The organism is Fulvivirga maritima (genome assembly GCF_021389955.1).
In the GTDB taxonomy this organism is placed as follows: Bacteria; Bacteroidota; Bacteroidia; order Cytophagales; family Cyclobacteriaceae; genus Fulvivirga; species Fulvivirga maritima.
In genome coordinates this window covers 4,904,013-4,925,938 of the sequence record NZ_CP089980.1, presented here as the reverse complement: position 1 = coordinate 4,925,938, position 21,926 = coordinate 4,904,013, and the positions used below count along the sequence as shown (strand labels likewise).

At 38.6% G+C, this 21,926-nt stretch carries 17 protein-coding genes and 1 CRISPR repeat array; of the genes, 2 read left to right on the top strand and 15 right to left on the bottom strand.

The features are described 5' to 3' along the window. Positions 1–37 precede the first annotated feature (37 nt). Together LVD15_RS20730 and LVD15_RS20725 are read left to right on the top strand one after the other, a co-directional pair. Positions 38–448 (top strand): Rrf2 family transcriptional regulator, encoded by a 411-nt coding sequence (locus LVD15_RS20730; protein ID WP_233777117.1) that lies wholly within the window; start codon positions 38–40, stop codon positions 446–448. Continuing rightward, the gene (locus LVD15_RS20725) at positions 448–1,161 is read left to right on the top strand and encodes an NAD(P)-dependent oxidoreductase (RefSeq protein ID WP_370687428.1); all 714 of its coding nucleotides are present in this window, start codon (positions 448–450) and stop codon (positions 1,159–1,161) included. The genes LVD15_RS20730 and LVD15_RS20725 overlap by 1 nt, the downstream gene beginning before the upstream one ends. 67 nt (positions 1,162–1,228) lie before the next feature. On the opposite strand, the gene LVD15_RS20720 is transcribed toward LVD15_RS20725, so the two are convergent. The 15 genes from LVD15_RS20720 to LVD15_RS20650 all read right to left on the bottom strand — a co-directional run bounded on the left by LVD15_RS20720 (position 1,229) and on the right by LVD15_RS20650 (position 21,694). Beyond that, positions 1,229–2,257 (bottom strand): cytochrome-c peroxidase, encoded by a 1,029-nt coding sequence (locus tag LVD15_RS20720; protein WP_233777115.1) that lies wholly within the window; start codon positions 2,255–2,257, stop codon positions 1,229–1,231. A 16-nt stretch (positions 2,258–2,273) separates the two neighbouring features. After that, positions 2,274–2,699, bottom strand: a complete 426-nt coding sequence (locus tag LVD15_RS20715) for a hypothetical protein (RefSeq protein WP_233777114.1) — start codon at positions 2,697–2,699, stop codon at positions 2,274–2,276. Between the two features lie 22 nt (positions 2,700–2,721). Next, positions 2,722–3,483: a transporter family protein gene (locus tag LVD15_RS20710; RefSeq protein ID WP_233777113.1), complete on the bottom strand. Its 762-nt coding sequence runs from the start codon at positions 3,481–3,483 to the stop codon at positions 2,722–2,724. Further along, positions 3,431–3,646 carry a hypothetical protein gene (locus tag LVD15_RS20705; RefSeq protein WP_233777112.1) on the bottom strand — a complete coding sequence of 72 codons (216 nt, stop codon included), beginning with the start codon at positions 3,644–3,646 and terminating at the stop codon, positions 3,431–3,433. The genes LVD15_RS20710 and LVD15_RS20705 overlap by 53 nt, the downstream gene beginning before the upstream one ends. Positions 3,647–3,660: 14 nt before the next feature. Further along, the gene (locus LVD15_RS20700; protein ID WP_233777111.1) at positions 3,661–4,695 is read right to left on the bottom strand and encodes a cytochrome-c peroxidase; all 1,035 of its coding nucleotides are present in this window, start codon (positions 4,693–4,695) and stop codon (positions 3,661–3,663) included. Continuing rightward, positions 4,688–5,482 (bottom strand): MbnP family protein, encoded by a 795-nt coding sequence (locus tag LVD15_RS20695; RefSeq protein WP_233777110.1) that lies wholly within the window; start codon positions 5,480–5,482, stop codon positions 4,688–4,690. Before LVD15_RS20695 ends, LVD15_RS20700 begins: the two co-directional genes overlap by 8 nt. A gap of 79 nt (positions 5,483–5,561) precedes the next feature. Beyond that, positions 5,562–6,365: an MbnP family protein gene (locus LVD15_RS20690; RefSeq protein ID WP_233777109.1), complete on the bottom strand. Its 804-nt coding sequence runs from the start codon at positions 6,363–6,365 to the stop codon at positions 5,562–5,564. Positions 6,366–6,581: 216 nt separating this feature from the next. After that, positions 6,582–6,980, bottom strand: coding sequence for a hypothetical protein (locus LVD15_RS20685; protein ID WP_233777108.1), 399 nt, complete (start codon positions 6,978–6,980; stop codon positions 6,582–6,584). A 5,554-nt stretch (positions 6,981–12,534) separates the two neighbouring features. Then, positions 12,535–13,329, bottom strand: a complete 795-nt coding sequence (locus LVD15_RS20680; protein ID WP_233777107.1) for a DUF6602 domain-containing protein — start codon at positions 13,327–13,329, stop codon at positions 12,535–12,537. 4 nt (positions 13,330–13,333) lie between these two features. Next, on the bottom strand, positions 13,334–14,311 hold the full coding sequence (csm4, locus tag LVD15_RS20675) for a type III-A CRISPR-associated RAMP protein Csm4 (RefSeq protein WP_233777106.1): 978 nt from the start codon (positions 14,309–14,311) through the stop codon (positions 13,334–13,336). Then, positions 14,308–15,072 carry a type III-A CRISPR-associated RAMP protein Csm3 gene (gene csm3, locus LVD15_RS20670; protein ID WP_233777105.1) on the bottom strand — a complete coding sequence of 255 codons (765 nt, stop codon included), beginning with the start codon at positions 15,070–15,072 and terminating at the stop codon, positions 14,308–14,310. Before csm3 ends, csm4 begins: the two co-directional genes overlap by 4 nt. Next, a complete protein-coding gene (gene csm2 / locus LVD15_RS20665) occupies positions 14,972–15,460 on the bottom strand; it encodes a type III-A CRISPR-associated protein Csm2 (protein WP_233777104.1) in 489 nt (162 codons plus the stop codon). The genes csm3 and csm2 overlap by 101 nt, the downstream gene beginning before the upstream one ends. Beyond that, a complete protein-coding gene (cas10, locus tag LVD15_RS20660) occupies positions 15,450–17,129 on the bottom strand; it encodes a type III-A CRISPR-associated protein Cas10/Csm1 (RefSeq protein ID WP_233777103.1) in 1,680 nt (559 codons plus the stop codon). The genes csm2 and cas10 overlap by 11 nt, the downstream gene beginning before the upstream one ends. 14 nt (positions 17,130–17,143) lie before the next feature. Next, positions 17,144–17,932, bottom strand: a complete 789-nt coding sequence (gene cas6, locus LVD15_RS20655) for a CRISPR-associated endoribonuclease Cas6 (protein WP_233777102.1) — start codon at positions 17,930–17,932, stop codon at positions 17,144–17,146. 208 nt (positions 17,933–18,140) lie between these two features. Then, positions 18,141–18,628: direct repeats of the CRISPR family, unit length 30 nt; unit sequence ATTTCAATTCCTCATAGGTGCGATTAGAAG. Positions 18,629–19,012: 384 nt separating this feature from the next. Next, positions 19,013–21,694: a GAF and PAS domain-containing protein gene (locus LVD15_RS20650; protein WP_233777101.1), complete on the bottom strand. Its 2,682-nt coding sequence runs from the start codon at positions 21,692–21,694 to the stop codon at positions 19,013–19,015. Positions 21,695–21,926 lie beyond the last annotated feature (232 nt).

The window sequence follows — 21,926 nt, the reverse complement described above, 5'->3', positions numbered from 1 at the left end:
TTGTTACATATAAAATTTCGCTATATTTGCATCACTAATGAACAACACGAGATTTGCAACGGCCATTCATATCATGACCCTCCTGGCAAAAATGCCCGGAGCTTGGGTGAGCTCTGATTTTTTAGCAGGCAGCATTAACATTAATGCTGTGATAGTAAGAAAAGAGCTGAGTGTGCTTAGAGAGGCAGGTTTGGTGGAAAGTAAAAAAGGTAAGGAAGGTGGATCTAGAATTGCTAAAAAAATGGATGAGATATACATTTCTGAAATCTTTCAGGCAATCAATAATTCAGATGTATTAGGCAAAAAAAACAACCATCCTAACCCTAAATGCTTCGTAGGTAAAGAGATTAATAACAATTTGAATAGCTTATTTACCGAAACAAATGATTTAGTAATACAATTTTTGAGTAAGAAGAAATTATCCGAATTCGCTGAAAACTTTGGCTAATTTTTTTACACCCAAATTGTAACAATTTATATTACATAATAAACTTAAAACAAATAGATATGAGTAAAGTAACAGTAATTGGAGCCACCGGATTTGTAGGCCCTAAAGTAGTAAAAGAGCTGGCAGACAGAGGATATGAAGTACAGGCTATTGCCAGAAATGTAGAGAAAGTAGAAACCAGCGAAAAAGTAACGGCTACTAGTGTAGACGTAAATGACATAGATGCCCTTGCCAAAGTGCTTGAAGGTAGTGATGCCGTCATTAGTGCGTTTAACCCAGGCTGGACTAACCCTAACATTTATGATGATTACCTTAAAGGGGCTAGAAATATAGAAAAAGCAATAGAGAAATCTGGAATATCAAGATACATCGTTATTGGTGGTGCCGGAAGCTTATACAATCAAGACAATGTACAATTGGTGGATACCCCTGAATTTCCTGCTAACATTAAACCTGGAGCAACGGCTGCAAGAGATTATTTAGAAGACATAAAAAAGAACACAGTATTAGACTGGACCTTCTTTAGCCCTGCCATTGAAATGCACCAAGGAACTTCTGGTGAAAGAAAAGGAAATTACAGAACTGGACTAGAAAACCCAGTATTAAATGAAGAAGGTAGAAGTATTCTTTCTGCCGAAGATGTAGCAGTAGCTTTAGTAGATGAGCTTGAGCAAAATAAATTTGTTAAAAAGAGATTTACAGCTGCTTACTAAGCAAAAAAAGGTTGTCTCAAAAATCGTTACTGACTTAAAACTTTCTTTTGAGACAACCTTTTCATTATCACATTTCTAAAAACTCTTCGTCTGTAAGCGTTTCTAAAAAAACCAGTATGGCTTGCTTTTGAACCTCTGAGAGGCTGATTCCTTCAGTATCTATCAAAGGATCTAAAGTAGGTGATCTTTTAACACCATTAGTATAGTGATGAAGTACATCATCAAGCCTACCCAACCGACCATCATGCATATAAGGTGCTGATTTGAGTATATTGCGTAAGGTTGGTGTTTTATATTTCCCCATATCTTCGTAGATATACGTTATCCGTAACCTGCCTTGCTCCATACGGTCATTATCTTCACTATAGGTATCATCCAAACCATTATTATGATAATCATTATCAGTAAATAAAGGAGCCGGATGACAACCACCGCATTTGCTCTCTACTACTTTCATTCCGTACAGCTCAAGCTCACTCAGTTTTGCCTTACCCTTCCTATAATCGTCATATTTACTACCTGCAGATATCAGAGTTCGCTCGAAGTGCGCCAGCGCCTTAGCGATAGTAGTCATATCCATCTCTTCATCAGGAAAGGCCTCATTAAACAACCCTGGATATTCATCATGATTACTTAGCTCTGACATGAGTTCAGGTATCGCCTGCCCCATCTCATCTTTATTAGTTATAGGCGCCATGGCCTGGCTCTCTAAATTAGTAGCACCTCCATCCCAAAAGAAAGCTTTACTCCATGACAAATTAATTAATGCTGGAGAGTGACGCGGTAATTGTTCCCCCGTAATTCCTCTATCAGACAAAGATAAGCCATCTGAAAAGCCTAAATTGGGCTGGTGACATGTAGCGCAAGAAATCGTATTATCACCCGATAAAATCGGATCATAGAATAACTTTTTACCTAGAGCTACAATCTCTTTTGTCATCTTTTGATTATTGGACAATAGAGGTTCAGGAGCAGGAAAGTAATCCGGTATATTCAACTCGAAATCTGTATTTTTGGGCAACGTATCTTCATTACTTTTATCACAAGCACATAAACAAGAAACAAATATGAATACTATGCTGTATCTAAGGCACATTGTCATATGTTAACCCCTAGTTTTCTAAAAAAGATTGAGCTTCCGCCATGCTGGATTTCATCAAAGAATCTACCATTAGTATACCCTCATATTGCTTCTGCTGTTCTTTAGTCACCCGTATAACTACCGAATCTGCAGCCGATTCCAAAGAATCTGGTACCATGGTATGATGATGCATCCAACTCATCATTTCTTCATCCGCTTTTTGAAGATGTTGGATCACTTCTCTGCCTTTTAATAACTTAGTGTCATGATCACCCTCATTTTGAGCTAAAGAATCAACCGCTTTTTGCACTTTTTGACGGTAGTTATAAATGTTATCCATCTGTAGCATTAACTCGTCATGCACTTCAATAGCCTTATTATGAACGTCAACCAGTTTATCATACGCTCCTCCCTGATCTGGATTACAAGCCATGAAAAGCATAATTGTGCTTATCATTGTGATTAGATTTTTCATGATCTTAAAAATTATATGTGAGTGAAACCATCATCCTGGACTTACTTTCAATTGAAGCAATATCATCGCTATTAAAATCTTGAGATAGCGGGTGCTTATAGTTGAAGCCTACAGTAAATTTTTTATAGTAAGTTTCTAATCCTGTAGATAATAACAGAGCATTTCCTCCGGTATTTTCATTCTTGATCTTCCCCTCTTCATGACTTTCAGCGGATTCAAAATAGGTTCCAACATTTGGTAGAAAGCTGAAATCACCGATATTTTGCCAATAGAAAAATTGAGCAGACGCATGAAATTGATTACCAAACAGATAGTCATCACTATTTCTGGTGTTGATTTTATACCCTGTCTCTGCATTAAGGCCTATTTTCTGGTAGCGAATAGTGTATATAGAGTTCACCATGAAATCTGTACTACCAGTACCTAATTGAAAGTTGGGATTAACCAGCTCACCACGGTCTTTCATATCACTATCACCCGTAGGCAGCTTCACTCCCCCTCCTACCATCAATGTATGTTTAAAGGTTTTACCATCATCATCACCCGTATTTACCAGCATGTAGTTAGCCATAACACTAATATCTCCAAGGCCAGAATTACTCACTACTTGCTCAGTGCCGTCCATATCATTATAACCATAGGGCACAAAGGCAAACACCTGCAGCCTCTCGGTAAGATAAAAACGTCCCCAAAGCTCCACCTGACTGTAGGTATCATGCGAGTACTCCTCTCCCCAGGTAATCGCTATGATGATCCATGTGCGCATAAAACTTTGCCTGGCTCCACCTTAAGCCCACGAAATTTTTGTTAAACTGAGGCAATATACCCATGTAATTACTGCCCAGCGAGCATCCACATACATCACAGGCCTTTGTCTCTTTAGGCAACAGCCATGCTATGAATAAAAAAAGTACTATATATCGTTTCATTATTTTCTAAAGTTTTAATTAGGATCAAAAAAGCGACTATCGCTCACAAAATCCCTGTCTGTTAAAGTATGAAGGAAGGCTATGATATCGGTCTTTTCCTGATCGCTCAAAGGAATGCCCAACTCCCCATTGGGTTGAACCAATAGAGGATCTAGCGTAGCACTGTTAACCATGCCGGCATCATAATGATCAAGCACCTCTTCCAGCGTTTCAAAGCGGCCATCATGCATATAAGGAGCCGTAAGCTCAATATTGCGCAGTGTAGGCACCTTAAATTTTCCTTCATCATCAGGATATTCGGTAATAGTATAGCGGCCCTTATCTTTACTGAACTCTGCATCCAGCCCATTATTCCTGAAGCTACCATCAGTAAATAGTGCCGTACCGTGGCAGTCTGCACATTTTGACTCATAAACCTGCATACCGCTCAGTTCAGCCTCTGTAAGCTCATATTCTCCTTGCATCCATTGGTCATAGTAAGCATTATCAGAAACCAGCATTACTAAAAATTGTGAAAACGCATGCAAGAACTCTTCGCCATTGATACTGTCCTTACCATATACCTCTCTAAACTTAGCCTGGTATTGAGGCAATTGATTTACCTTCTGCACTACGTTAGACATGCTCTCATTCATTTCTAACTCATTCATGATGGGGTTAATAGGTATAAAATCAACATGATTAACACCTCCATCCCAAAAGAAATGAGACTGAAAAGCCAGGTTAAATATGGGCGGAGCATTACGTGTTCCTTTCTGGTTATCTACCCCTACACTGAGCACATGCACAGGATCTGCAAATGCCAAATATGGCTGATGACAGTTAGCACATGACACTGTATTATCGCTAGAAAGTTTCGGCTCATAAAACAGCATTCTACCCAACTCAAAACCGCCTTTGGTAACCGGATTATTCTCTATGGTATAAACCATCTCAGGAAAATATTCCGGTACATCCACACTCCAGTAATCAACGGATTGTTCTTCATCAGCACAAGCAACAAACAGAAACAACCCACTGATTAACAAGAAGATAAATACCTTATTCATGAATATGATCTAAGACAAATGCGTCAACATAATTTTCTGCTACATCAATAGAAGCGGCTGGAGAATGCCTACTGGCATTAACACTAAAATCTATAGTGTTAGGGCTATCAAAGAATTTAAGAATATCTACCACCACGTGTATTTGCGGCTCTTTGTTTTCACTAATAGTAAAATCTCCATTAAGCGAAATTTGCTTCACGTTATCTGCTAATGTAGGTTGTTCAGAATCTGCTTTATAACCCCCAACGTGGTATTCCAAAACCTGATTATCTTCTGTGGAAACCGGAGAATGTCCTTCAAACTTCATGAAAATATAGCCGGCATTCCAGTTCCAGAACATATCATTAGTAACATCTAAAGCCCCAGTTTGAGCTCCTTCCAAAATGCGATCCGCATCAACACCTACCGTAAACGTAACTCCTGTATAATCGCCTTCAGGTATGCCATTTAAGTGTAGAAACATAGTAGATTGATCTTCTTCATCTACCAAATAATAGCCCTCTGAACCATCTTCACTTAAAGGAAAAGTGTATTCGGTACCATCTTCTCTACTAAACTTGATATTACTGATATAGTACTTTAACATGTTAACATTAAAATCCTGCCCCAAAGCATTAGTGTAGGGATAGTCCTCAGTATCCAGGTTAAGATTTGCCATACCTACGCGGTTGTCAAACTCCAAAATGGCTTGACCTCCCTCAGGAGTAGCTTCATTATCGTCATCACCACAAGCCATGAGCATAGATGAGCATAAAACACTGATATATATGTATTTGAAAATTTTCATTATGATGTTTAATTTAAAAGCGTAGCTGTATCAGTTGATTATTATTTGAGGCAGCCAACGCTATGATTTATTTCATGAATTAGTTTTGAGAAGGCACCTTAAGGGTGAAAAAATCAGCTGCAAAATTATCTGACACTGATTCCATAAGTTCTGGCTGTGAAGCCCCTACTACAGGGTTTTCCCAGTTATCAAAAGCTTGAAGTGTAGTAAGTACATCAGCCGTAATTGTAATTTGATAACTACTGTCATTAGTTACTTCAATAGAGCCAGGCAGTTCTAATTCTATAGTTCTATAATTATCATTAAGACCCGTTTCTATTTCTACGGTTTTAGTATCTCCACTTTCGGCAGTACCTTTTAATGAAGTGAAAATATAGCTAGTATGCCACATCCATGACACATTAGTCATACCTACCATAGATGATAACTCACCCGCACTAAGGCTTAAATTATCGTTATGCTCCTCATCTACACCTACTGAAAATATTACTGAAGTATAGGTGCCTGCTTCGAAATCAGCAAAGTTGATATCTTCTCTTTTCTGACCAGTATAAGTATAAATACCATCTTGTATTGAAACATCTTCAGTATCTTCAATCAGATAATAAGAATCAGGAATTTCAACTATAGTACCGTCACTTTTTCTAAAACTCACATTACTAATCCAGTAACGAAGGCTATTGAAACTGTATACAACGTCTCCTACTTCATATGCTTGGTTAAGCACAAAATCCTCTTCACCTAATACATTATCGAAAATTAAAGTAAGGTCACTTCCACAACTAATAACTACTTCTTCAATAATTTCCCGATCATCATCAGAGCACGAAAAAAGAGATATGAAAGCACATAAAAGTGCTGCGAAAAACAAAGTGTTCTTCATTTTTAATTGAATTTGATGTTGGTTATAAATTTTAAAATATCATTTAAAACTCAGCACAGCTTATCAATACAAAGGCATTATTACATGCGATTATAGAATTTAAAGCAAGCGATTATCTGAGTTTTGGGGCGAGCGTACCAGATCAAATATAGCTATAGGCATATCATGCACTGAAATAAATACATAGTGCTGATAAACTATAATTAAATAAGGTACTTAAATGATACTTAACTGAGGGGGAATAAATAAGTCTGAGCTATAACCAGACAGTAATTTCTCTGAATAATGAGGGTAGTCAAAATTAATCCATTCGCTTATGGACTCATTATTAGAAGTAAAATGACTTAAAAGACAATAAGGAGAACTTTCAAGCTTTATTCTGGTAGGATGCTCAGCACTTTTATCTGAACCAAAATCCATCACTTTTTCCAGATCTTCTTTTAGCACACAGGAACCTCTACAAACGGTTATCTCTTTAAACCTATTTTCACAGAGGTTATCAGCAATATAATCTTGCTGCACCTTAAATGCCACATAAACAATAGGCGCCTGAAAAGCCTGCACAAAGAGTAGTGCGGCTAAAATATAAGCTCCTATGTTTGAGATCGGTTTCATTTGAAGGTGCAATATTAATTTATACAACACAAATACACAATGACTTTCTTATAAGTTAAAGGCCTGCTTCTCTTACCACACATGAAAGTATATTTTAAACCAAATAATATCTACATATAATTTAATAAAACTCCACATAAATTATTGATGTTATAATACAATTATATATATTTAGTATAACTAATCTAACCTGATACTCCATGAAAAATAAAAATTCTAAGATCGTAACGGTCGATCCCGATAAATTTGTTTCCGATGAATCTGTTTTTGACTTATTAATTGATGTGGATTGTATATTAGAAGAGATAAGGTACCGAAGAATAAATGTAAAAGAAGGCCACAAAAAATTATATCAAAAGCTGTTTTCTGATAATTAGCTAGTATAACTAGCTCTTACCCTTATTTTCTTATTCTGAAACCCTCTGATCACTCAAACATTTCATAGTGTCTATGACCTGCCACTATGAACTTGTGAACACCCCTCATTATCACCCCCTTTCACCGCACGACGGTACAGCAAGATTTCGCACTTACCCAAGAGAGCTGGTAATTGCGAATGCAGCGAAGTGTAATGTAGCAATCTATAAGTTGCTTACGCTGCCCAATGCAGACTGCTTTCCATAGCTTCGGGTTTACTTCCTCATGGCTTCCTCGTAATTACCAGATAGAAAAAGACGTCATTCCTGAATCATGAAGCAATAGCGGAATGATATCAGGAATCTTGCTGATCAGCCAGCACTACCTGAGCAGTGAGATCCCGGCTCTTCACTTCGTTACGGCCCGGGATGACGGTTTTTATATAGACCTCCTCTCAATAATTTTAAAAAAAGTCGATTGTCATTTTGACGAAAGGAGAGATCTATGTATTGAATTAACATAGGCTTTTCAGAGAACAGCCAACTTGTTGACACACAGTTTACATTCCATTACCCTAGTTCCCTTACTTTTTTGCAGTCGATCAAAAAAGTAACAAAAAACTCTTTCTTGCTGTGAGGTCTTCCGCTCACTGAAGCATTTCATATAATTGAACTGCCACTAAGGACTTGAGAAAAGCCTGCTTTCCATACCTCTTTCTCCGCACGACGGTACAGCAAGATTTCGCACTTACCCAAGAGAGCTGGTAATTGCGAATGCAGCAAAGCTTAATGTAGCAATCTATAAGTTGCTTATGCTGACCAATACAGACTGCTTTCCATAGCTTCGGGATTACTTCGTCATGTTTTCCTCGTAATTATCAGAGAGAAAAAACGTCATTCCTGAATCATGAAGCGATAGCGGAATGATATCAGGCATCCCACTGATCAGGTTGCACTACCTGAGCAGTGAGATCCCGGCTCTTCACTTCGTTGCGGCCGGGATGACGGTTTTATGTTATGAGACCGTCTCTTATTTCCAATAGCTTAAAAGCGTTTGTCATTTCGACGGCAGGAGAAATCTATGTATTGAATTAGCACAAGCCTTTCAAAGAACAGCCTACTTGGTGACACACAATTAACATTCCATTGCCCTAGTTCCCTTACTTTTTTGCAGTCGATCAAAAAAGTAACAAAAAACTCTTTCTTGCTGTGAGGTCTTCCGCTCACTGAAACATTTCATAGTCATGAACTGCCACTAAGGACTTGATAAAATCCTGATTTTCAATACCTTTTCACCGCACGACGGTACAGCAAGATTTCGCACTTATCATAAAGAGTTGGTAGTAACGAATACAGCGAAGCCTAATGAAGCAATCTCGAAGTTGCTTATGCTGTCCTCTGTGAAGGCTGTTTTCCATAGCTTCAAGATTACTTCGTCATGGCTTCCTCGTAATTACCAGAGAGAAAAAAACGTCATTCCTGAATCATGAAGCGATAGCGGAATGATATCAGGAATCTCTCTGATCAGCCAGCAGCACCTGAGCTGTGAGATCCCGGCTCTTCACTTCGTTGCGGCCGGGATGACGGTTTTATGTTATGAGACCGTCTCTTATTTCCAATAGTTTAAAAGCATTTGTCATTTCGAAGGCAGGAGAAATCTATGTATTGAATTAGCACAAGTCTTTCAAAGCACAGCCTACTTGGTGACACACAATTAACATTCCATTGCCCTTGTTCCCTTACTTTTTTGCAGTCGATCAAAAAAGTAACAAAAAACTCTTTATTGCTGTGAGGTCTTCCGCTCACTAAAGCATTTCATATAATTGAACTGCCACTAAAGACTTGAGAAAAGCCTGCTTTTCAATCCCATCTCACCGCACGACGGTACAGCAAGATTTCGCACTTACTCAAGAGAGCTGGTAATTGCAAATGCAGCGAAGCCTAATGAAGCAATCTCGAAGTTGCTTATGCTGTCCTCTGTGAAGGCTGTTTTCCATAGCTGCGGGATTACGTCCTCATGGCTTCCTCGTAATTACCAGAAAAGAAAAAAACGTCATTCCTGAATTATGAAGCGATAGCGGAATGATATCAGGAATCCTGCTGATCAGCCAGCAGCACCTGAGCTGTGAGATCCCGGCTCTCCACTTCGTTGCGGCCGGGATGACGGTTTTTATGTTGTGAGACTGTCTCTTATTTCCAATAGTTTAAAAGCATTTGTCATTTCGACGGCAGGAGAAATCTATGTATTGAGTTAGCACAAGCCTTTCAAAGAACAGCGAACTTGGCAACAAACAGTTCACATTCCATTGCCCTAGTTCCCTTACTTTTTTGCAATCGATCAAAAAAGTAACAAAAAACTCTTTCTTGCTGTAAGATCTTCCGTTCACTGAAGCATTTCATAGTTATGAACTGGCCACTAAGGACTTGAGAAAAGCCTGATTTTCAATCCCCTTTCACCGCACGACGGTACAGCAAGATTTCGCACTTAGCCAAGAGAGCTGGTAATTGCGAATGCAGCGAAGCGTAATAAAGCAATCTCAAAGTTGCTTATGCTGCGCAATGCAGACTGCTTTCCATAGCTTCGGGATTACTTCGTCATGGCTTTTTTGTAATTACCAGATAGGAAAAAGACGTCATTCCTGAATCATGAAGCGATAGCGGAATGATATCAGGAATCTCACTGATCAGGTTGCACTACCTGAGCAGTGAGATCCCGGCTCTTCACTTCGTTGCGGCCGGGATGACGGTTTTCTGGAGACCTCCTCTCAATAATTTAAAAAAAGGCGTTTGTCATTTCGACGGCAGGAGAAATCTATGTATTGAGTTAGCACAAGCCTTTCAAAGAACAGCGAACTTGGCGACACACAGTTTGTATTCCATAGCCTTAGCCCCCTTACTTTTTTGCAGTCGATCAAAAAAGTAACAAAAAACTCTTTCTTACTGTAAGGTCTTCCGTTCACTGAAGCATTTCATATAATTGAACTGCCACTAAGGACTTGAGAAGAGCCTGCTTTTCAATCCCTTTTCACCGCACGACGGTACAGCAAGATTTCGCACTTACCCAAGAGAGCTGGTAATTGCAAATGCAGCGAAGCGAAATGAAGCAATCTCGAACTTCCTTCTACTGTCCTATGCAGACTGCTTTCCATAGCTTCGGGATTACTTCGTCATGTTTTCCTCGTAATTACCAGATAGAAAAAGACGTCATTCCTGAATCATAAAGCGATAGCGGAAAGATATCAGGAATCTCACTGATCAGCTAGCAGTACTGAACAGTGAGATCCCGGCTCTTCACTTCGTTGCGGCCGGGATGACGGTTTTATATTATGAGACCGTCTCTTATTTCCAATATTTAAAAGCATTTGTCATTTCGACGGCAGGAGAAAATCTATGCATTAAGTTAGCACAAGCCTTGCAAAGAACAGCGAACTTGGCAACAAACAGTTCACATTCCATTGCCCTAGTTCCCTTACTTTTTTGCAATCGATCAAAAAAGTAACAAAAAACTCTTTCTTGCTGTAAGGTCTTCCGTTCACTGAAGCATTTCATATAATTGAACTGCCACTAAGGACTTAAGAAAAGCCTGCCCTTCAATCCCTTTTCACCGCACGACGGTACAGCAAGATTTCACACTTATCAAAGATAGTTGGTAATTGCGAATGCAGCGAAGCATAATGTAGCAATCTCAAAGTTGCTTATGCTGTCCTCTGTGAAGGCTGTTTTCCATAGCTTCAAGATTACTTCGGCATGTTTTCCTTGTAATTACCAGATAGAAAAAGACGTCAATCCTGAATCATGAAGCGATAGCGGAAAGATATCAGGAATCTCACTGCTCAGGTTGCACCAACTGAGCAGTGAGATCCCGGCTCTTCACTTCGTTGCGGCCGGGATGACGGCTTTATATTACGAGACCTTGTCTTATTTCCAATAGTTTAAAAGCGTTTGTCATTTCGACGGCAGGAGAAATCTATGTATTGAGTTAGCACAAGCCTTTCAAAGAACAGTCTACTTGGTGACACACAATTAACATTCCATTGCCCTAGTTCCCTTACTTTTTTGCAGTCGATCAAAAAAGTAACAAAAAACTCTTTCTTGCTGTGAGGTCTTCCGCTCACTGAAACATTTCATAGTCATGAACTGCCACTAAGGACTTGAGAAAAGCCTGCCCTTCAATCCCTTTTCACCGCACGACGGTACAGCAAGATTTCGCACTTAGCCAAGAGAGCTGGTAATTGCGAATGCAGCGAAGCGTAATGAAGCAATCTCAAACTTCCTTCTACTGTCCTATGCAGACTGCTTTCCATAGCTTCGAGATTACTTCGTCATAGCTTCCTCGTAATTACCAGAGAGAAAAAAAACGTCATTCCTGAATCATGAAGTGATAGCGAAATGATATCAGGAATCTTGCTGATCAGGTTGCACTACCTGAGCTGTGAGATCCCGGTTCTTCACTTCGTTGCGGCCGGGATGACGGTTTTATGTTATGAGACCGTCTCTTATTTCCAATATTTAAAAGCGTTTGTCATTTCGACGGCAGGAGAAATCTATGTATTCAGTTAGCACAAGCCTTTCAAAGAACAGCCTACTTGGTGACACACAATTAACATTCCATTGCCCTAGTTCCCTTACTTTTTTGCAGTCGATCAAAAAAGTAACAAAAAAATCTTTCTTGCTGTGAGGTCTTCCGCTCACTGAAACATTTCATAGTCATGAACTGCCACTAAGGACTTGAGAAAAGCCTGCTTTTCATTCCCTTTTCACCGCACGACGGTACAGCAAGATTTCGCACTTAGCCAAGAGAGCTGGTAATTGCGAATGCAGCGAAGCGTGATGAAGCAATCTATAAGTTGCTTATGCTGACCAATACAGACTGCTTTCCATAGCTTCGGGATTACTTCGTCATGTTTTCCTCGTAATTATCAGAGAGAAAAAACGTCATTCCTGAATCATGAAGCGATAGCGGAATGATATCAGGAATCTCTCTGATCAGCCAGCAGCACCTGAGCAGTGAGATCCCGGCTCTTCACTTCGTTGCGGCCGGGATGACGGTTTTCTGGAGACCTCCTCTCAATAATTAAAAAAAAGCGTTTGTCATTTCGACGGCAGGAGAAATCTATGTATTGAGTGAGTATAGGCTTTTTCGAAGCTATGTCTCCGTTGAGAAACCAGAGAGAAGAACCTCTTTTATTAGATAAAATTCATTCAGCCCTTAGCTTCTCACGAAACAACCTGGCATATGCATAATGCGGAAATAACATAGGGTTGTTTATAAGCATCAAAACCTGGTTAAGCTGCAGAATTAAGGTAAGAATAGTATTCCCAGGAACTTCTAAATTTTGTAGTGATTCATTAACAATTTCAACTTCTTCTATTCCATTCAAGGTTTTTGATATATCTTCAATTGAAGAAAACCCATCTTTCCATTTAATTTTCAACCCTTTAGGACTAGATGAAATGCATAGATCAAAATGGTCGGACTTATGTGCCTCATCACTTAAATGACATAGAACCTGAAGAGGTCTTGTTTTCTTTTGAGTTTTTGGAGGCAAAGAGGTAAAACAGGTAGCTATGCGAGCGATCCCTCCTTCTTCAGTACTTAATTCACCTATACTCCATAACCATTTTTCTAACTTCTTATTTTTAAGAGTTTTACTCTTACACTGAACTACCATGGCCACCGCTTCAATAGGAATAAAATGAATCTTACCATAATTGAAAATGTAAGGTGTATACTGCTCATCGAATACGGCCAAATCCACTTCTTTTGAAACTTTACCCTGAGAATCTATTAAGAAAACACCTTGCCTAATAGCGAATTTCATAGGGATAATTTGCCTGAAAAGGCTCATCCAAATTTCTTCTCGATTGTGCCCCGTGGTTAGATGGTGTTCATTAAACTTCAAACTCAATTCACTAGCAACCTTTTTTTCCAGTTCTTTGTAATTTTCGGCTATCTGATCAACTATTTCCTTTGTATCCTTTTCCTTACTCATCTCATCAAAATTCTAATGTGAAACTTTTACCATATCTTATTATCGGAGGCGTTTGAGATAGACTTACCAATCGGCCAGTAGTGCCTTGTTGGGTAACAGCACCCTCTCCCACCATATTTACATGCGGCATGAGTTCTTGCTGCCTGCCTGCATAATGTCCGGCACGCACTTTTAACTCGTAATACCTGAGCTTATCCATTTCATTTGCCTCTGGATTGAGCAGTGAAAGGTGGTATTCTAATCCTTTATCTGATGGCTGCTGCCATGACCAATCAGATACCTCTACCCTTTCAAATTGTCCTGCTCCGGTACTTCTTTTACCTCCTATACCTGTATCTGCCAATAATCGCAGGCATGCGGCCAATTTTTGCTGCTCTCCTTTGGCCAACACAAATAAAAACGGGTACCATTCCTTCGTTTTCGAAGGCAACATCCAATCGGTTTGATTATAAAGCATGCCTTCTACAGCACCTCCGGTTTGGCGATCAATCTCCAAACCAGGCTTTACTTGTTTTGTCACAATGTTGGGCAGTGATCCTGACTCTTCTGGCAAACACCAGAATTTACCATCCTTACTTTTTACGCAATCCTTTATTTGCAAAAAGCTACACCTAGAATCTGAATCATAATGGTCCAATATTTTCTGTAAAAGCCCTTCGCTTACCCACTGCATAGCCGCGCTGGCTTTACGGTGTTCAGGGATTAACTCATGCTCCATTAACATAGTTGGCTTAGGAAAAAAGTAAATGACTTTACCTTCTTGCTCCAATCCTATAAAAGCAGACGATATGCTCAACTGATCCGTTTCAAAATCCTTTACCCACTCATCAGTATCCTCTTTCCCGTAAACCTGAGCATGTACATTCACTAGCGAAGAGAACAATGTGTCAGAATGAATCATGTAATCTGTTATATCCAAGCCATCATTACTGGTTCTAAATCTACTGAATGGAGGTTTTGGGTATAGTTTATAGAGGATCACTTTATTTGTTCTTTGAGTTTAGAAGCCTCGAACTTTCCATTTAATAAATCAATATCAAGTCTTTTTGCCTCTTCGTTATCCTCATACATTTTAATAGTACGATATTTCAATCTGACATCCTGAAATACAACCTTACCATAGCCTCGTGATCCATTTCCTCCTAAATAGCGATCTTGCAGTAATCTTAAGCCAGTTGCAATAAACTTAAGGTTCTCGTAATCAGTATCTTCATAAACGTCATATACCATTTCAAAATCAAAAATTGCTCCGGCTGGTACTCTTTCAATTTCTCGTAATCCTCCTTGAACCGTTCCTCCTGTCTCTCGATGTATGATGTTTTCATGTTTCGTTTCTGTATAAAATTCACTGAGCTTTTCAAAGCCATTTGTTTTCGAAGAAAGAGCAATTTCACTTTCATGTGTTAAAAAGCTATCTCTAACAATAAGTCTAGTAGCCTTGGTCTGCACCTCATTAGTATATTTTGCCCCTATACCAAAGACAATACAAATAGGATGCGTGTGATCATTTATGAGTTTTGATCTTTTATCTGTTAAAATATCTTTTGTATCTATAGATGTTTCAATTGCAGATCTTAAGCTTCCTTTAAAAGAACTCCCCGGTATATACGGTACACCTGCCGCGCTTTTAATAACTGGGCTATCAAGTGCGCCCGCCTCTATTGCTCCCTTGCTTCCCCCTATGTGAAGACCGGTTTTTGTTAGAATTTTTCCGTTGATTATAATTTTTGCTTTTAGTGCCATGATTGTTTTTTGGTTTATTATTTTCATAGTATTTATGAAAGCAGAGTATAGCTTTATTAAAATTTTTAAAAGCCTCCAATTTCACTTCACTATTCACCTTTTCTAGAACAGGGATGTATAGATGGATAAGTGATCTTTTGAGAGCTTCGTCAGTTCCCCTTTTACCTGCAGCATACTTCAGGTCAGGAATAATCATAATAAGCTCCTCAGTTTTCTTCTTTTGATCTATTGCATTAAATAGGTTTCTTATTTGGCTGGCTGTCACCTTAGCCAAATTATGCTTTACATAATCCTCAATATCGGTTAAATAGGATTTCTTATTTCCCCATCCCTCCGGTATTTCCAGTGCAAGGCTTATTAGCCTTTGTATTCTTTCTTCATAAGTCATGTTTTCCCATTTTTCTTTGATAAAATTCAGCCAGCCTACATGCTACTGGTACAATCATATAGTTTACATTTACTTGCTTTGTTAGGCCATGCGCATTCTCAGAAGCAAATGAATCAGGACGAAGAAACCCGTCTAAAATAATATTCTTATAGATCTCTGCTAACTCATTCTTCCCGCTCTTTAAATGTCGCACGTAATACATCAGCTTATAAACACTCTGCATTTTTAGTTCATCATGTCGGTTTATATTGTTGGTGATTTTTCTAAATGCAGAAGTAGTGCCTTCCACTTTTCTAATAATTGCTCTAGGGTTTCCAGGTGTGGACTCTATTATTCCATGCAGTAACTCCACTAGTTTGTCGATATACCCCCACTCACCCCAGCTAAATACCTCACCAAAAAGGCAGATGGCATTTTTACCGTCCCTATGCTTTGCCAAATGAAGCCAGTTCTCGGCCGTTTCTGCCGCTTGTATTACCGGATAATTTTTATCAATGATGGTGAGCGAAGCTGAAAGACTAATTTCAGCTGACTTTGGTGCAAACGCGTCAAACTCTTGATGGAGTCTGCTTGCAAGCTCTACCATGACATTCCAAGGACCTACTAAAAAGGCATCATCTCCACCACTGTATACCGTATATATCCGCCTGACATTTTCTTTGATGTCAACCTTTTTTCCCTCCTCGTTGTACAACTCAACATCTCCTTTAAACTCATCTATTATGGTATTTAAATACTCTTCAAAGAAGAACCCGAGGGCATCACTTATTTCCTGAGTCTGCTTCAGGCTTTTATCGGAAAAAAGATCTCCCATATTGTCTACATCCACTTTCAAAAGCGCTAATTTCTCGGCACCCTCACTGTTTTTAGCCAGGTCATCAAAAGAACGGACATCAATACGATTTACCATTCTATAAGGCTCCGCATGGGCATTATCAAATTCCACCTGCTGCTCAAATGCATCAAATACTCCATCCCAGGAATTGTAATTCCCAGCACCACCTTTTACAGACTTGAAAGAAATAGCTTCAGCTTTTATATACTCCTCTGCTAATTTTTTAAAGCTTTCATAAAATCCCGCCACCTCTTCTTGCCCACAATTATCAATTCTCTTTTCACCAGAAATGGGGCGTCTCTCCGCTTTTTCATAAGGCTCAAATAGATTATGATGACTCAGTCCACTAAACTTTCGCTTTTTCAGAATTTGCAGTCGTTGGTTTAATGTAGCCTGATACCCTTTTTCATACCGGACACCAGCTAAAGCAAGGTATAAACCTTCATGATGCGCCTCATATAGAACCTTATCTATTTCTGCCTGAAGGCTTTCAATCTTTTCATATATGAGCTCATCTTCATAATAGAGAAGAAAATTACCGCCTCCTTTATAGATTACCGCTTGTGAAAAGTCCATGCTTTCTCCTACAAGTTTATCATGAACATAGCGCGCTACTACTTCACTAAGCAACTGTAAATATGCAGAGCGACCTTTCAGATACATACTGGCGTGTTTTGAAGGAATATTGAAAATAAAGGACTGAATTCCAGATAAATCGCCTTTTACGACATAACCTCCGTTTGTGATTTCACCCTTATATAAAGCTTTTTCGAAAAGTGCTTTCTTTTTATAAAAACTATCTTTCTCTACTGTAGCGTCAATTTGAGTTTCCATTAATTTATTCATTATCAATTCAGTAGCTGACAAAACCCAAAACCCAGGCTATTCTTTTCGCCAAAGCCGGCATCATAAGCCATTTGGTGAATTTTTGGAGGAGCCGTAAACTCAAAATCATAGACATAGCCTATTATTTGTGTTTCTTGCGGCGTGCCTTCCTTAATGGTTACTCCCTTTTTTCTAGGTGCTGACTGTAGCTTCCATTGCATGGCTATGAAATCATCAACTTCTGCAGATACTTCATCTACTAACTGCGGAACCGCTATTTTATACTTTTGCAGCATGTGATTGATGAAGCACATTTCATAACGGCCGTCTTCTGGAGATAAATATTGAGCATATCGGTCAGTGACTTCTTTTTTGGAGATGACCAATGGCGTTTGCGCTCTATAATTCATGGTGGTTTGGAAATGAGGACGTGCCAGCAGCTGCACCTCTTCTACTTCAAAAGCCGCGCTACTCCTTTTATCTCCCAATACCAGGCGCTGTTTATTAAACAAGCCCAGAATGAATTTCTGCATAGCATCTGGCAATAAAAAGCCTACGGTAAGGTGCAGGTAATCAGTATCAAATATGATCCTATCCCCTTTCACCTGATAGGGCAATCCTGTCAGATTAGAAAAATGGAAAAATTTAAAGGCTTTCCCTCTATCTCTGTAGCCATCATCATGTAAAAATTGGCTAAACTCAGCATCAGCCTTTTGCAAAACACTATAAATCCAACTGTGCACCACATATTGATAATTAATGGGCAGCTGGCAATTATCACTTTCTGATTTTAATGTTATTCTGAGCCTCATTTCAATCTTATTTAATAATATTAATTAAGTTAATAATATTATAAGTATTGACTTGCTTTACAAATGCATTATTTATCCATAGATAACATTAAATATTCATAAACCAGAAAGAGATGTACGAAGGGCGGGAAATAGTTTCCGAAGGGCCGGAATTTCTTTGTGAAGGAGTTTTGGCTATTTAGTTTTTAGACAATAGCAGTTAGCATCAGTGTCCATTCCTCATAGGTGCGATTAGAAGTTACTTCACTTGTGGCCTGTCTCGCTCTATCAACCTATTTCAATTCCTCATAGGTGCGATTAGAAGATATCTGAATTTGAGTTGATTTAAGGTCTTCCTCCAATTTCAATTCCTCATAGGTGCGATTAGAAGTTTTGCATAGATGATAATAAAGATGCTGACTCTAATTTCAATTCCTCATAGGTGCGATTAGAAGACCTATGACATTGAGTCAGACCGTAGGCACAGCAGAATTTCAATTCCTCATAGGTGCGATTAGAAGAAACGAGACGTGACGTGGTAGAATTTGCCATACATAAATTTCAATTCCTCATAGGTGCGATTAGAAGTTACCTACAAATTTAAAGTTTTTATCCCCTTGAAAATTTCAATTCCTCATAGGTGCGATTAGAAGGAGCCAAAGGTGTAGCTGAAGCCAATAAAATTATATTTCAATTCCTCATAGGTGCGATTAGAAGCCGATGGGTTTCAAAGTAAACATCGGCTTATTTTCCTCATTTTCCAATATTTCAAATAACATTTTGAGTTACTAAAAGCGTCGACCTCCGATCATATAATTTTACCCGGGCTTCGACGAAATTTTAAAACATTGCAAACCAATCACTTACATTAAACTCACTTAAACTTCAGCCTCTTGGCGCCCTCTTTTGTTTGTCATCGACGACATTCTTTAGCAAATCAATTTCAATATAGACAAAACGATCCTGCTAACCAACCCCCTCCTACCAGTGTCTACAAGCACCAAAAAAGCCTCGGAAGTTATGATTCACATCATATTCCCGAGGCTTTAAACACTAATCTATTAAACTAAAAAACTATTTAATGTACATTTTTGGTTGTTATTAGCTGCGATCCGCCTTCAAACTTGCCAGTTCACGTTTATATGATTCTAATTCGGTAACATCTTTACCAAACCCAACCACATTTGTTACTTCGCCCTTGTTATTTCTAATAGGTCTAAATGTAGAAGCGAAATACATGGTATTGTCTCCCAGCACAAATTCATCTATTAATACAGTCTCTTCACCCGCAAACGCCTTGTCATAGTACTCTTTATAAGTTTTACCTTGCTCTTCATCCATTAAATGGAAGATTGAGATTCCTCTTCTTACCTCCTTATTTTGCGACTCATAGTTTTTAACTATGGCCTGGTTAAAGTTGGTTATGATGTAATTCTTATCTATGGTAAAAATAGTGTCACTGGTAGCATTTATAATATTGGAAACTAGCTCTTCTCTATTTTGAACTTCTACCAGCATTTTCTCCATCTCTTCCTGAGTGGCAGAGAGTTCTTCCATATTTTGCAAAAGTTCCTCTTCTTGCGCCTTCATTTCCTCGGTCTGCTGCTGTGTTTCTGTAAGTAATTTTTCTACTTCTCTCTTACTTTGTTCCGTTTCAGTAATGTCTCTACTAAATACTGCTGCCCCTATTATTTCTCCCTCGGAATTTTTAAGAGGATTAAAAGTAGTGAGATAATACATAGTTACCCCTCCTAAAACAAAGACATCAGTAAGGCTGGATCTTTCGCCTTGAAAAGCCTTCATATAATGTTTCTTATATTCAGGCTTCATCTCCTCACTGAGTAAATCAAACACCTCCATGCCATACTTTATTTCCATGCCATTTGCTTTAAAGTTATCTGCCAGTGCTTTGTTGAAATTGATAATTCTATAGTTCTTATCTATTGTGGATATAGCATCTATAGCTGAATCCATAATACCTCTTACCAGCTCTTCTTTCTCCCTGACTTCTACCATGGCGGTCTGAATAGTTTCTTGCGTAGCAGATAGTTCTTCCAGGTTTTGCCTTAGCTCTTCTTCTTGGGCCTTCATAGTTTCTGCTTGGTTTTGTGTTTCATGAAGCAGCTCCTGTTGTTTCATATTAGCACGTACCATCTCACTAATATCCCTAGCAAAAATGGCTGCTGCTACTATTTCACCTTCCTTGTTTTTTATGGGACTATAGTTTACACTGAAAGTGTACTTTTCACCACCAACCTCTTTAATCATCTCAACCTCCATGGACTCACCATTAAGGCTTCGTCTCATTTTAGATAGATGCTCTTCCTTTTCTTCCTCTGTATACATAGAAGCCACATAAACCCCCTTACCAACTTCTTCTTTACCTTGCCAGATAGTAGTTTCAAAGATTTTGTTATAATTAACCAGTTTTAATTCTTTATCTACAGTGAAAATCACATCTTTTGAAGAGTCCATCACGTCTGACATAAACTGCTCATTATCCTGCACCTCTTTTAGCACCCGATGTACCTCTTCCTGCGTGGCTGATAATTCTTCCAGGTTCTGTCGCATCTCCTCTTCCTGAGACTTCATAGCCTCGGCTTGCTGCTGCGTCTCTTCCAAGAGTGCTTTGGTAGTCTCATTGGTCATCATGTTAGAAACCATGGAAGCTATTACCTCAGAAATTCGCTCTACAAACTCAATCTGATAAGGAGCAAACTCGTTAAAAGAGGCTATTTCTACCACCCCATAATTAAACTCATTAAGCTTTAGTGGTGTAATTAGAATGCTTTTAGGTAATGCCTCTCCTAACCCTGAAGTGATATTAACATAATTATCAGGTACTTCTTTAAGATGAATAATATGGCCTTCTTGCCAGCTTTGCCCTGCCAGACCTTCCCCTTTAGCTATCCTTCTTTCTAGGTATTTTTTACGTCCATATGCATACATTGACACCATATTCATATGGCTATCTTCTTTTACATCTTCAGCTACAAACAGGCAGCCCTGGTTAGCGTTCAGATATTTTATAATATAAGTAAGAAGCTCATTAGCCATTAACTGTAAATCATCATGCACGCGCAGCATTTCATTTACTTCTGCCACCCCTACATTGATCCAAGAGCGCTTCTCGTCCTCTTCCTTGTTATGCTTAAACTGATCTTTTAATTCAGATAATGAAATCGATAAATCTTCGTCTCCGGTATCTATGTCTTCCATATCATCAAAATTACCCAAAGATATAGATCTTATATATTCACTAAACTTATGAACCCTATTTTCATCCACACTTTTGAGTTGCTCTACTTCTGCCGTTTTCTCTTTACTTTTTTTAAGGTATTTCCAGGTAAGAACGGCCAATACTAGCGTACAGAGAAAGAAAACAGAAAATAAAACTACTAAACCTAAACCATGAGCAAAAGCCCGTTCTTCTATCCTATTTTTTACTTTTTTTGTTATTACATTGAGAATTAGAACCTCTTCATTATGCAATTCTTCAAGTTCATTAAGAGCCAACACATTACTCTCACCTAGTTGCATGGCTTCAGAAACCATTTTCTCCATAGCTTTACCCTGAGCCATCAAGTAGTTCCAGTTAGGGTCTTCTATTTCAAGAAAGTTATGCCCTGCTTCTGAAGTGATATTTTGAAGTAGCTTTACTGCTTCCTCCATGTCTGCTTCTGCCTTCATTTTAGAAGTACTGTTACCTAAAAGTGCTATGATAGACGAAGCACTCTTCTCTTTAATTTTTTCTACAGTTCTTAAAAAATCCGAAGATTTCATCGTATAAGATTTCTGCCAACTGTTAAGAACAAATAAGCCAACTATAAATGATATAGAAATTAAGCTCAGAAAAACGATTGTGATGTAATTTTTCCTGTTAAGCATCTAAAAAAATGATAAGATTTTAAAAAATTAAGCAGGTCAGGCTTATCAATAGTCTTCGTTTGAAGCTGCAAAGCTACCCATAATTCACATCACGTCATACTGACACAATATAATTTGTTTTTATTTT

Excerpts from the sequence above, each read along its gene's own strand:
- cas6 (WP_233777102.1), bottom strand. The coding sequence starts at position 17,932 with ATGAGGCTCAGAATAACATTAAAATCAGAAAGTGATAATTGCCAGCTG.
- LVD15_RS20720 (WP_233777115.1), bottom strand. The coding sequence starts at position 2,257 with ATGTGCCTTAGATACAGCATAGTATTCATATTTGTTTCTTGTTTATGT.
- LVD15_RS20710 (WP_233777113.1), bottom strand. The coding sequence starts at position 3,483 with ATGCGCACATGGATCATCATAGCGATTACCTGGGGAGAGGAGTACTCG.
- LVD15_RS20685 (WP_233777108.1), bottom strand. The coding sequence starts at position 6,980 with ATGAAACCGATCTCAAACATAGGAGCTTATATTTTAGCCGCACTACTC.
- cas10 (WP_233777103.1), bottom strand. The coding sequence starts at position 17,129 with ATGGAAACTCAAATTGACGCTACAGTAGAGAAAGATAGTTTTTATAAA.
- LVD15_RS20705 (WP_233777112.1), bottom strand. The coding sequence starts at position 3,646 with ATGAAACGATATATAGTACTTTTTTTATTCATAGCATGGCTGTTGCCT.
- csm3 (WP_233777105.1), bottom strand. The coding sequence starts at position 15,072 with ATGGCACTAAAAGCAAAAATTATAATCAACGGAAAAATTCTAACAAAA.
- LVD15_RS20680 (WP_233777107.1), bottom strand. The coding sequence starts at position 13,329 with ATGAGTAAGGAAAAGGATACAAAGGAAATAGTTGATCAGATAGCCGAA.
- LVD15_RS20650 (WP_233777101.1), bottom strand. The coding sequence starts at position 21,694 with ATGAAATCTTCGGATTTTTTAAGAACTGTAGAAAAAATTAAAGAGAAG.
- LVD15_RS20730 (WP_233777117.1), top strand. The coding sequence starts at position 38 with ATGAACAACACGAGATTTGCAACGGCCATTCATATCATGACCCTCCTG.
- LVD15_RS20695 (WP_233777110.1), bottom strand. The coding sequence starts at position 5,482 with ATGAAAATTTTCAAATACATATATATCAGTGTTTTATGCTCATCTATG.
- LVD15_RS20715 (WP_233777114.1), bottom strand. The coding sequence starts at position 2,699 with ATGATAAGCACAATTATGCTTTTCATGGCTTGTAATCCAGATCAGGGA.
- LVD15_RS20690 (WP_233777109.1), bottom strand. The coding sequence starts at position 6,365 with ATGAAGAACACTTTGTTTTTCGCAGCACTTTTATGTGCTTTCATATCT.
- LVD15_RS20700 (WP_233777111.1), bottom strand. The coding sequence starts at position 4,695 with ATGAATAAGGTATTTATCTTCTTGTTAATCAGTGGGTTGTTTCTGTTT.
- csm2 (WP_233777104.1), bottom strand. The coding sequence starts at position 15,460 with ATGACTTATGAAGAAAGAATACAAAGGCTAATAAGCCTTGCACTGGAA.